This is a genomic window from Sporosarcina sp. P32b (assembly GCF_002743335.1).
Taxonomy (GTDB): domain Bacteria; phylum Bacillota; class Bacilli; order Bacillales_A; family Planococcaceae; genus Sporosarcina.
In genome coordinates this window covers 1-12,426 of sequence record NZ_PDZB01000018.1, presented here as the reverse complement: position 1 = coordinate 12,426, position 12,426 = coordinate 1, and the positions used below count along the sequence as shown (strand labels likewise).

Genomic DNA, 12,426 nt, shown 5'->3' with positions numbered 1-12,426 from the left:
TCTACTGCCAATCTTTGGCCTGCAGTACTGCTTGTATCCGCGAGCTAACATTGAGTTTCTTATAGACTTTCGATAAGTATACTCTTACGGTTCCCTCTGAAAGAAATAGCTGTTTCGCAATCTCTCTGTTGGATAAGCCAGTTGCAAGTGCCTTAATCAACTCTTCCTCGCGTGGAGTCAAATTCGGTTTACTACTGTGATGAGTAGCTAATGGGCGGGCGATATGATCCGTCCGTAACGACTGGGCAAAGACAAGCGGAACTGTTTTCCATTGTGGTTGTTCAAACTTCATTCGATCTTTTATATACCTCATAAGCAATGGATTCAAAGCCTGTTCATCCAAAAACACGCGTTTATGGCCTGATTCCACTGCCAATTCTAACGCTTCATGAAGTACATCGATTGCTAGCCTTTTTTTGTTGTTTTTCCACATACAGATTGAACGCAGTATCTTTACCTCAATAGTAGTTGTCATATGAGATTCTTCCTCAGCTACTTGCGTAACTCGATCAATATAATAAAGTGCTTTTCGTATATTACCTTTTGCAATATGCAATCTTGCTTGTACAAGCATCCCAAACACCAAACCAGATGCTGTTTGCCAATTGATTAAATTAGATGATTTGTTCAACTCAAACTCTGCTTGATCGAAGGATTCTTCTCGAATATAACTTAAAGCTTTCATTGTAATTAATATACATTGCCAGTTAGTGGTAACTGTTGACTCTATTGCTTTGTTCAATATGGCCTGAGCTTTAATAAACTGCTTATTGGCCAAATAAATTTTAGCTTGCAAAATATACATTGGTACAGACAAACCTGGATCACTTTGACGATAACTATATTCCATGGCTTTTTTAGCATATTGCTCGGATTCGGATAATAGATTCATTTCGTAGAACACTTCTGCTTGTAGACCATAACTGTATCCTGCAAGATTATGAGCATGGAATTTATTGCTTTGCAAAACATCATTAAATGTAGACAGTTGTTTGATGGAGTTCAGCTTACCTCTGTTACCTAAACAAGTTCTTATCAATTGCGGTTTAAAGTGGTTATAGGTCATCGAAATGTTATTCCATCTGGAATCAGCAGGAAATGATTGATTATGAATGCTTTTCTTTAAATAGAAGACTTCTTTTTCTATTGGTCTATACTGTGTAAACAACATAAGCACTTTTGCAATATCTAAAATCAACGAGGCGTCTTCTAATAAGGCTTCCTCCTTCCAACACGTTTTTTCATGCCTACGATCGAGCTCTCGGATAATCGATCCCGCTTTTTCTATTTCGGACTGTAAAGCTAGATTGAATGCATATACTGCAAGTGTTTCCACATGGAGATCGAAAGAGCTTCTACGTAGCACTATGACCCATCGTGCAAACATATCGGTCTGTTTAGATAAAATGATATTTACCAAATTCTCTTCAATCCAACGATCAGCTACATCAAATAATTCTCCTTTAATTGCCAACTCAATTCCTGTTGCATAGTCTCCCTGTCCATATTGAGCATGTGCTGCTTTAGCATAGATTTCTGTTATACTGTTTTTTGAAAAGTACCGATGCATTTCATTTTGTAAGGCAATTGACCAAAGACCATGGTATCTGTATGCCAGTGGACTGTTCGTCAACCGATTAATAAACAGACCGCTCTTTTCAACTTCTCTCAACATGTCTTCACTATCATTACGGTTTAATACTTGATTACAAATTTCAGGTGTTACTTGTTTCAGTACCGATGTACGCATGAGAAAATCTTGCATAGAGGGGGTGAGACTGGATACGACCTCATACAGTAAGTAATTTGCCACTACAGGCGATAAGATGGAGGAATCATTTGCTTCCCATTGAAGGATCTCTTCTGATCCAGTTAGACTTATTAATTGAAGACCTAAAGGCCAACCATCTGTAATACGCAATACTTGCTGATAGAAAAACCTTGAATGTATCGATTGTGGTGAACGCTTACCATAAAAATCCCGGACTTCGTGCAATTGAAACTGTAGTTGTTCGATACCGATTTCGTAAATCCAGCCCTTTGTCCGCCACTTGGAAACGTCTAGTGGTACCTCACTTTGGCTTGTCATGAAAATCTTTACGTGTTGTGGTAAATACTCAATGAATCGGTTCATCATTTTATGAACGACAGGATTCGTTACCATATGATAATCATCTAGAATAAGTGTAGTTCTTCTTGGTTGGTTACTGAGTTCATTTAACAGCATATCGATGAACGTAGAATAAGGTGGGCTTGTTTCGATGAAAGATAATAGCCTTTCTACATTGATCCCACTCCCGCTTTTCTCTATTGAGATAATCACGTAAGTCCAAAATCGAACTGGATCATGATCTAGTTCGTCTAATGTGAGCCAAGCCGTCGAATTTGTTGTTTTAGAGAATGATTTACACAGCAACATGGTCTTTCCATACCCCTTTGGCGCACAAACAATAGTAAGTCGCACCCGTTTCGCATGAATAGGAATTTCTATATCTTCTCTCATTATTATTCCTTCGTTTGCAATAGGCATTTTGATTTTCACATCCGCTCCATGTACTTTCACAAATCTTCTCTCCCTTCGATTGCTTTATGACTCACACCTAGGCTCAAATATATATACTGGACTTGCGCACCTTTATGAAATATCTGTGTTGAAAAATATTTCACCAATTGGTTTATTGAGTACGTCGGAGATTTTCTTCATTGTCTTGGCGCTTGGATAGTAAGCTCCATTCTCTATTTTGGATAAAGCTGTACGTCCGATGCCCACCCGCTCAGCCAGTTCAGCCTGCGTCAGGTTCATTTGTTTCCTAAGTTCTTTTATATGATTGGCAAACATCTCGTTTTCTCCTCTCACTCTCGCTTTATAGTTGACTGCCTTATTTAGAAATTCTAATGTGGATGTTTTCATTCCACCCATACGCCATAGGGAAACCCTCATTTGTCCCTCTTCAGCTGCAACTTTCATCCATTGATACAAAGTCTGCTGGTCTCCATACCAAACAGTGAACGCATCGCCGTGTTCATCTTGATAATCAAAGTACATACCGCCACTGGATGGATCTCGTCTCGGTAAATCTTTACTTTTCCTGGAAAGATCTTCTGCCTCTGTCTCAGTAAGGGTTTTTGTCTCACCTTTTCCGTGTTGCCAACTAAAACCGCCAGCCGATAGTGCGATAACCGGTTGCCCAGGAAGAGAATCCATTTTATTCACTACTTTACGGATGAAATCATCATCTGCCTTTGGGCCGGGCTCTGAATGTCCACCAAATAAGTTATAGGCCATCATGACATAGACAGGTCCTATTGGAAAATTGTATTGTTCGACGGGTAAATTAGGTTCCAATATAATACGCAATGACTTGCCTTGTGCTAGAAGAACGTCATATAGTTCTTTATAAAATTGAAGCAAGTTTGGCAGATCTTCTTCATCTATATTTTCATAGTCTATTTCTAAGCCTTCAAACTGATAGGCACCGATGTACTCCAAAATATCATTAATATGCTTTTTGCGACTTTCTGACGTTTCTACCAAGCGGCTAATTAACTCGGAATCTTTGTGAACGACCGTTCCATCAGGTAGAAACTGATCATTTACAATCGTTAAATCGAGAGGTATATTACGTTCCTTTGATAGTTTCTTCATAGCATCAATGGCATCGTCCATTTTGTTCCGTAAATATACGTGATCCTCTTCATCAAAATAGGCTGCAAAAACCTGCGCCCTATCCAGACCTTTAACTTGTCGGAGGTCATCCACACCACTTTGCCACTGCCATTCCGTCACCCAAGCTGAAAATTCTAATTCGTCTAGAACTGATAAATCCATAGTTTGCTGTTTCCTTTCCTGGCATCCACTAAAAAGGAAGCAGGAAATTACAATGAGTAATATTCTTTTATTAGTAAGCAATGAAATCTCCGCCTTTTCAGTTCGTGCCAGTTATTAGAAATTATCAACTACCCAATTCATTGCCGACTTGATTGATCCAACAAACGTATACATGAGTTGCTGTGGCTTTTGTATTTCATTTGTAAACAATGTCGTCTGCACAACATCACTGTCCGGCAAGGAAGCGATTGTAACATCACTAAACTGCGCATCATGAATTGGATCATTGAAATCTCCTGGCACCCATGTAGAACCTAGTGCTAGCTTTCCAGCCCCGATCCCTTGATTGACGACCAGATTGTTAACAATATTTTTGTCATTCAGCTTGATGTTTAATTTATGATCCTGAAGTACAATTTTTATATTTTTTTCATTAAGTAATTTTTCATGCTGCACTTTGTCTTCTTTTTGTGAAGCTGTTTGATCTGTTGTTTGCTCCATTGTGGCTTTCGGTATCGGTTTTGTTTCAAGTAACTCTTTCAACTGTCCCGCTACCTTTTCTTCAATCACAAGATGATCGTTTTCAAATGAAACTTTGATATAAGAATCGCCATTATTACTTCGTCGTAAGTATATGGATTGTTGGCCTTCAGCAGTACCTCCCACTTTTCCTGTGAACTGAATATCCTTGTTAGTACTCTCTGTCAGTACCAGCTTTCCATGCTTTCTTGCTTTCGACGTTAGAGTAATCGTATTATCACGAAACTCCGCCGCGCTCTCAATTTCCTTCCACTGCTTAGCTTGGTTTTCATTACCTCTTACAAAAGCCACCTCTTGATTTGTATCACTTAGAATCTTCATGAGTAAATGATTCGTTGACCAAGATGTCTTTGGCTGGACGCGGGTGAGGTTATATAACTCTTTTTCTTTTGTGTTATATGCATCCCCTTCTTGATTGAAGTGCATATTAAATGTTTTTCTAATCTCTTTATCGTTGACTTCAGTAACCAATTTATTCGCTGAATTGTACAGACCGTTGGCATGCATAATCATGTAGACACCAGGCATTGCACCCAATTTCCGTTGATACACATCGCGCATCTCTTGATAGTCATTTGTAATGCGTTTTTCCATCTCTACCCGGTTCTCACTTGGAATCAAGTACTGATCACGGATGAAGTCCATTGAAAAGTGATTGTACGAATCAATTTCGTCTTTACTCAGTACTTCTTCATCATCACGAATATTTAAGAATGTACCTTCTTTATTGAAGATGTTGATGTACGTTAAACGGTTACCATTACTACCCAATTCCCAAAAGCCACTCTTTTTCATCTGTTTTAGATGTGAAGGTTGAAGAAACCGCTTATCGTTCTCGTCTAATTTGTTGGCAAAAGAAAGTAATGTCGCTTTGTAGTTATACTTCTTCAACAATGGATTGACGAATACGCTCGTGTCTGTACGTCCATCTTCGAAGGCAAGGAACAATGCTTTCTCAGGTAACGGTTTCTTGTCATTGTAGAAATCGAGAATATCTTGTTGAGAAATGGTTTCGTATCCTTGGTTTGTCAACGCTTCTAGCTGTCGTTGCAATTGTTTTTTTGCAAACAGTGAGTCTGATCCATCCCTTGATACACCTGGATATGAAAGAGCAATAAATCCTCTCTTATTCTTCCAATCTTTAGTATTCGATGCATCGTAATGATTTATTTCGACAAACGTTTGGAACACAAGGAAAACAATAACCAATAAAATACCCAATTGAAAAATTGATCGTCTGACTTTCCGTCGATTCTTCTTTTCATAATCTAATATTTCATTACTTTTTCGTTTCATATGTCATTCTCCTTGTCTACAAACTCATATAGTTATGATTTGATAGTTAGAGGATCTTTTTTCAGCTTCTTCCCCAACTTCTTCTCACGCGCTTCAATATCTTGTGGTGTATCGCGCGTTCCCCAAGTAGATTTCCAGAACGTTACCCACGCAACAGGCATCTGCCATAAAAGAACAGCCTCATACATCAAAACGAAGACAAATCCGAAAATCCACAGACTGCTTTTCCTAAAGAACAAGTACGCGACACTCATCATAAAGGCCATAAGGAATAATCCCATCAAGAAGGTTGTTGGGATTATACCGTGAAACAGCGGCACATAGACTAAGTTGTACAGTACGACAACCGGTGCTGCGATTGGTACAATCAGTCCCACGTAAAAGAATAGAGCCATGAATACCTCTTTCCTCCAAATAAATGTTCCCGCTCGTAGTGATTCACGTAACCAAGAGCGTTTCCAGCGCATTTGCTGTTTCAAAAAGACACCAAATTTGTCTGGTACAACTGTCGAACAGATTGCCTTATCTTGGTATGCCGTGCGGTGTGTTTGTAGAATATAATTGGTCATACTGCGATCATCTCCAAATGTTGCTGGCTGCCCTAAGAACGTTTGATTAAGCCAATCCTCTTGATTCTTAAGAATCAAAGACTTTCTATAGCAAGACAGTGGACCCGATAAACAAGTGACACAGTCAAAGTATGATTCGGCGGCTTTCATGACGCGGAATGCGATGTAGTAGCGCACGACTTGTAATTTAGTAATATTGTTTGTATATTTATTTTCAACATCCGTCCGTCCTGAGACGCCACCCATTTTAGGATCTTGGAATGGCTGAACTAAATTCAAAATAGCATTTGGCTCCAAGAAGCTGTCCGAATCTACAAAAACGACGAGATCGTGTTTGGCCATTGCTACACCATCCACTAAAGCTTTCCGTTTCCCGCCGTTTTTCGGCATTACGTATACTTGTAAACGTTCTTTAATTTTGTATACCTCATCTTCTTGTTCTAGCCTTTCGACTGCTTTCCAGATATTTTCAACCGTGAGATCGGTAGACTGGTCATCTACGACAATTACCTCTAGCTGATCGATTGGATAGTTTTGATTTAGACAACCGAATATCGTTTTATGAATCCATTCTTCTTCATTAAATACTGGAATAATAATGGAAACACCTGGGCGGTAATTTGAATTGATTGGTACATTCCTATAGAATGCACCAAATATATACCGAGTTAGTAAAAACGTAGCTGCAATCAGACTGTAGAAATAAATGAACTTATTAAATTTAAAATAAACTAGACTTTCAAAGCGCATTAATACGATAAAAAATGCCACAAGTAAGAGACTGGCAAGTGTGAAGGTCGTGATAAATCTCCACTTCGTTCGTTGAAAGTAAGAATCCAGCGATTCGACGAATTCGAAGACCATTTTCCAAGTGATTTCGTTATTCGACGTCTTCACTTCTTGCCAAGTAACTGTTCCTCGAATCCTCACCGTGGACTCGTAACCTTCCTCCATCGTCCCTTCAGGAATTTTGAAACGTAAGTTGACGACATCTCCTGCCTTCAGTGAATTCATGGACGGATCGAAGTCTACAATTAGCTCTGTTTTAGATATTTCGATAGCTTTCGTTTTCATTTTGCTACTGCTTTTTTTGTTTCTCATTGTTACATTGAAATTACATGAGTAGGAATCTTTCAACAGACGAATGGTCTCGACCATTTGACCTTCTTCATTTCTTTGCATTATTGGGATATTCGGAAGAAGGGTCGATTCATTAGTGTGTCTAGTTATTGTTTTGGCATTTGATTTTTCTTTCACCATAATTCCACACCTTTCTTATAAACTCCAATACCGTATATTCTGATCTTGAAATTCTTTTTTATTATAAATCCCCTTAACATCTACCAGTAATTGAGTAGTTTCCGTTTCAAACATTCTTTGGAAGTCTTCCAATGTGAGTCCTCTATATGCTTCATGTGGTACAGCTACAATCACTGCGTGCAAGTCTTTGAACTCATCTATGGAAGCAAGTGTAATATTGCATTGTTCCTTTACCGCATGAGGGTCTGCCAGTGGATCTGCGACAATTGGTTCAATTCCATACTCTTTTAATTCATTGATGATATCGAGTACTTTTGTGTTCCGAAAGTCAGGGCAATCTTCTTTAAAAGTTAGACCTAATACACCTACTTTGATAGTATTCATATTCACCTTCTGCTGCACAAGAATCTTGAGGATTTGCTGGGAAATATATGCTGCCATCGAATCATTAATATGACGCCCTGCAAGTAATATTTTAGATCGGTATCCGCAGTCCTCTGCTTTATACGTTAAATAATAGGGATCGATTCCTATACAGTGACCGCCTACTAATCCCGGAGAGAATGGTAGGAAGTTCCACTTCGTTTTTGCTGCACGCAATACCGCCTGTGTATCGATCTTCATTTGATTAAACAACATAGAGAGTTCATTCATGAAAGCAATATTAATATCCCGCTGTGCATTTTCGATAACTTTTGCTGCTTCCGCTACTTTGATACATTCCGCCCGGTATACGCCAGCATCGATAATCATTTCATAGACACTTGCGACAGTATTTAGAGTTTCCTCATCACTGCCAGAAACAATTTTAATAATGTTTTCCAGTCTATGGATTTGATCGCCTGGATTAATGCGCTCCGGCGAATAGCCTACTGTAAAATCCGTGCCAAATTTCAAGTTGGATGCGGCTTCGAGTTCAAGAATGCACACTTCCTCTGTAACTCCGGGATATACAGTTGATTCATAAACCACGACTGAACCCTTCTTCATATTTCGTCCTACCACTTGGCTGGCTAACTGGAGAGCTTTTAAGTCGGGAAGGTTTCCAGACTGAATTGGCGTTGGAACTGCCACGACGAAAAACTTGGCGTCTTGCAAGTCCTTTTCATTAGAGGTAAATAGCATGCTCGTATCGCGGACTCGTTCATCTCCAACATCACCTGTCACGTCAATTCCAGCAAATAACTGATCAATCTTCTTTTCGCTAACATCAAAACCAATGACATCAGCCACTTCAGAAAACGCGATAGCTACCGGTAGTCCGACGTAACCTAAACCAACCACTGCAATCTTTTCTTGTTTATACATGATTCGCTCGTATAATGAATTCGTCATTCATACCATCTCCATCTTTTAGTTATTATTCATTCGCATCAATTCTGTCATATGTTTAAATGTGTAGCCTTGTTCGCGTAATGTATGGATAACTTTAGGAAGTGCTTCAATCGTCTGCGTACCATCCAAGATATGAAGTACTATGACACTTCCTTCTCCGCGTTTATTGAGAATACGTTTAACGATCTCATCTGCATCATTTGCTGTATCCCAGTCAAATGGTGTGACATCGTACAATGCAATACTTTTATAACCTGTAGCCATGGCAATTTTCGCTGTGTTTTCATCTATTTCACCAGTTGCAGGTCGAAACAGCATAGTCGGTTTGGCTTGTATCGCTTCAGTAATGACTTGATGCGCTTTAACTAAATCTTCTTGCAGTTCTTCCGGTGTCATTCCAGTTACTACTTGATGACTGTATGAGTGGCTTGCAACTTCATGGCCTTGCTCATAAATAGCGCGTGCTAAGTTTGGATTCTTCTCTACACCTTTACCAATCAAAAAGAAAGTGGAAGGTACTTTCTCCTCTTTCAAGATGTCGAGAATCTTTGATACTGTGTAATCGCTTGCCCAGTCGTCGAATGTCAGTGCAATCACTTTATCTTCTGTAGGGGCATCGTAGAAGATATTTGGTTTAATACCTTTATAGTTTGGATTGATTTTAATTCGATCATAACCTGCAATTTGCTCTAGTGGTTTACGCTTGGTACCTCTATCAACTAGTTCTTTTAGTGGAATTAATTTATAACCTGTTTTTTCAACGGCTTTTGCGATATACGGAATAGCACCAACAATCTCAGGATTAATATCCGTATGCATAGAAATTATTGACCCGCGTGTTATATATCTTTCAATATATTCTCCGATTGATTTCGCTTCCTGCATATCCCCTTCACGCGGGTTGATCGTGTAATTAATAACCGCATCCATACCCAGCTGTGCAGTTATGGCTTGAAGATCCTCATTGTATTCACCTGATCTTGTTCTGACATACCGAGGCGATACACCCGTTTCATTTCGAATTACTTCATTACTGAGTTTGACTTCTTTATACAGTTGCTCATAACTTATATTGCGAAGATCCTTTTGGTTTAGTGTATTATTTTCAATTTCATGACCATGTTCCAAAATCATTTTGGCGATTTCCGGCTCTTCTGCTACCCGTATGCCCGGCAAAAAGAATGTAGCTGGCATATTATTTTCTTCTAGTGCATCCAAAAGTAAAATCATCGTTTTTTTATCCGCCATACCGTTAAAAGTGAGTGATACTTCCTTTCTAGTAGTCCACACATAGGAAAGAACTTCACTTTTCTCCCCCATGTATGGATCTACCTTTTCACTGGCTAAGGCAACAGCGGCTGAATTGCTACTCTTTTTTCCACCAAATAATGGTGAACATCCACCTATCACCAATAAAGAACTAAGAAGTAACAAAAGTGAAGTAGATTTAAATTTTCTAAGACTATAAGATTCTTGATATTCATAACGCATTCTCAACACCTACACTTTCCGTATCATGCTAATTTTTATACCGTTGGACATAATAAATAATTACATGGTGCAGAGTTTGTATGAAGCATTCTAATCGACTCACGCTAATAGGAAATGCTTTTATATTCATTTATAAGTACATTAGATTTACGTTACAAAACTTATAACTATCTTTTCAATGCACTGCTTATCATTCATGCCTAACATGATTAGCACTCCATTGGAACCAGAATATGAACCTAGTAAATACAGACGACTGTAAAACTGCCATTTACATATTCCAAAGTAGTTTTCAATTACAACCAAGTTATTTACTATCTCCTTTCTATTACTTACGCTTGTGTTGTTTTTCTAAACAAATAGAGCAAAAAAACTTTTTGTTTAGCCTTACAACACATATTATGATGTTTTGTTCTTTTTGTCAACACATTTATTTATTAATTCCGCCAACTGTTTTAGTATGAAATACAAAGCAAATTTTTATATTCTTTAGTTATTTTAAATATGTTTGACACTACACAATCAATTATTAAACTTAGGGATATGGAGTATAGTAGTAAATATAAAAAACGTGTAAAATGACTATATAGCATAAAACATGGATTGTTAGTAGTAGATTATATAACCGTCCTTTTAACTTCAATTCACTAGGAATATAGCCTTTCAAAGTTATTTATAGTGTTATTTTATATTTTTTTAGGAATAGTCTTTTTACCTAAAAAAAATAACAGTAATATTTCTGTTATTTATCAATATATAGGTTATGATAGTAGTACATACTCTTTAATAATAATTTACCAATAGCTAAGGAGGGGATATATTTGAATGAATTTGGAATACGCCTACGGAAATTACGTGAACAAAGACAAATGACTTTACGTTATTTAGCAGACCTGGCTAACCTAAGCTACTCCTTCATCGCCTCATTGGAAAAAGGTAGATACAACCCTTCTCGTGAAACGATTTGCGCACTAGCAGCGGCATTAGAGGCAGACAAAAATGAGTTACTAATATTGGCTGGTTACCTGCCTAATGAGACAATAGATCAAGCTATCTCTTCATCAAAAAATAATATGTCGTCTAAAGTACTTGAACTAGAGAATTTATTGCAAGAACAAATATTCTTTAATGGCATAAAGCTATCGGACGCAGATAAAAATGCATTGTTAGCTTTCATGCAAACAATGTATAGTTTGAAAAAATAATCTTTTCACCCAATTTCAATTTTCTTACAATACTCAATAGTATTTTACGTCATTCTACTATATAATAACTGTAGAATGATTTTTCTATTCACGAGTATGCTTGTTGATGCATATAGTATACTTCACGCTTTATCTTTTGAAGACAGTATTTTAATACTTGCTGAATAGATAGATGTTTGCTACCCCTCCTGTCGCTCGAGTCTTCATTCTATTTATTTAGGAGTTGAGCAGTATGCCGGCTTATATGGTTAATGAGTATTATGTTTTTACGTCGTACGAAGAGATGTCTTCTCTTATTCATGATATCATCCACTACTCTCGTCTACCCACACAACAAGACCGACATTCGTTTTCAATACTTACTGGTGATCTAGACACTACCGCACTTAAGTTCCAATCGGACAATGGGCATTGCATTACTGTACGCTACGAAAGCGAAGACGATATTTACTACTCCGTATGATTAGTTAGCCCGCTTCAATTAAATTGAATAGAAATATTTGCTATCTAATCCATGGGCTTTCCGACATGGATTCTTTTGTGTATTGTCGCGGTGATTTAGTATGTTCTAGCTTTTTATAGGAAGTAGATGGTGAAAGTAGATGATTGGCTGCTGCCTGTGGGGTAGATTGGTTGGCGTAATATAATAAGAGAGCGGGTTGCGACGCGAGGTGATAGAAGCGTATCCTGTGGTTTATTGAGCGGGTACGTGGGCTGATAGAGCACTTATCGGTTTTCATTGAGCGGATATGCATAGCCAAAGAAGTGATCAGCTTACTTATTGAGCCAATAAATCAATACCAATGATGGTTCTAAATCAAATGTTGGGGTGGAGTGAATTTAAATCCATCCCTCAACCTAAATGAACGCCAATTTCTTTATACTGTATGTTTAATAAAAT

8 protein-coding genes are annotated in these 12,426 nt (G+C 38.0%); 2 read left to right on the top strand and 6 right to left on the bottom strand.

Annotated features, from left to right (window positions below; translation table 11 throughout):
* Nucleotide 1: 1 nt before the first annotated feature.
* The 6 genes from CSV64_RS12145 to CSV64_RS12120 form a co-directional block, all read right to left on the bottom strand.
* Nucleotides 2–2,563 carry a winged helix-turn-helix domain-containing protein gene (locus CSV64_RS12145; protein ID WP_099634802.1) on the bottom strand — a complete coding sequence of 854 codons (2,562 nt, stop codon included), beginning with the start codon at nucleotides 2,561–2,563 and terminating at the stop codon, nucleotides 2–4.
* Between the two features lie 72 nt (nucleotides 2,564–2,635).
* The gene (locus CSV64_RS12140) at nucleotides 2,636–3,829 is read right to left on the bottom strand and encodes a helix-turn-helix domain-containing protein (protein ID WP_143565206.1); all 1,194 of its coding nucleotides are present in this window, start codon (nucleotides 3,827–3,829) and stop codon (nucleotides 2,636–2,638) included.
* Nucleotides 3,830–3,943: 114 nt separating this feature from the next.
* Nucleotides 3,944–5,665: a polysaccharide deacetylase family protein gene (locus CSV64_RS12135; RefSeq protein WP_099634800.1), complete on the bottom strand. Its 1,722-nt coding sequence runs from the start codon at nucleotides 5,663–5,665 to the stop codon at nucleotides 3,944–3,946.
* Nucleotides 5,666–5,697: 32 nt separating this feature from the next.
* Complete coding sequence (locus tag CSV64_RS12130) at nucleotides 5,698–7,494, bottom strand: glycosyltransferase family 2 protein (RefSeq protein WP_099634799.1); 1,797 nt, start codon at nucleotides 7,492–7,494, stop codon at nucleotides 5,698–5,700.
* A gap of 15 nt (nucleotides 7,495–7,509) precedes the next feature.
* Nucleotides 7,510–8,829 (bottom strand): nucleotide sugar dehydrogenase, encoded by a 1,320-nt coding sequence (locus tag CSV64_RS12125; protein ID WP_099634798.1) that lies wholly within the window; start codon nucleotides 8,827–8,829, stop codon nucleotides 7,510–7,512.
* A gap of 18 nt (nucleotides 8,830–8,847) precedes the next feature.
* On the bottom strand, nucleotides 8,848–10,320 hold the full coding sequence (locus CSV64_RS12120) for a polysaccharide deacetylase family protein (protein ID WP_099634797.1): 1,473 nt from the start codon (nucleotides 10,318–10,320) through the stop codon (nucleotides 8,848–8,850).
* A gap of 821 nt (nucleotides 10,321–11,141) precedes the next feature.
* Between CSV64_RS12120 and CSV64_RS12115 the strand changes: the two genes are divergently transcribed.
* Entirely contained in the window at nucleotides 11,142–11,525 is a 384-nt protein-coding gene (locus CSV64_RS12115; RefSeq protein WP_099634796.1) for a helix-turn-helix domain-containing protein, read from the top strand.
* 232 nt (nucleotides 11,526–11,757) lie between these two features.
* Entirely contained in the window at nucleotides 11,758–11,988 is a 231-nt protein-coding gene (locus CSV64_RS12110) for a hypothetical protein (RefSeq protein ID WP_099634795.1), read from the top strand.
* Nucleotides 11,989–12,426: the final 438 nt, after the last annotated feature.

Coding starts and splice junctions, on each gene's coding strand:
- CSV64_RS12110 (WP_099634795.1), top strand. CDS start 11,758: ATGCCGGCTTATATGGTTAATGAGTATTATGTTTTTACGTCGTACGAA.
- CSV64_RS12135 (WP_099634800.1), bottom strand. CDS start 5,665: ATGAAACGAAAAAGTAATGAAATATTAGATTATGAAAAGAAGAATCGA.
- CSV64_RS12120 (WP_099634797.1), bottom strand. CDS start 10,320: ATGCGTTATGAATATCAAGAATCTTATAGTCTTAGAAAATTTAAATCT.
- CSV64_RS12140 (WP_143565206.1), bottom strand. CDS start 3,829: ATGGATTTATCAGTTCTAGACGAATTAGAATTTTCAGCTTGGGTGACG.
- CSV64_RS12125 (WP_099634798.1), bottom strand. CDS start 8,829: ATGACGAATTCATTATACGAGCGAATCATGTATAAACAAGAAAAGATT.
- CSV64_RS12130 (WP_099634799.1), bottom strand. CDS start 7,494: ATGGTGAAAGAAAAATCAAATGCCAAAACAATAACTAGACACACTAAT.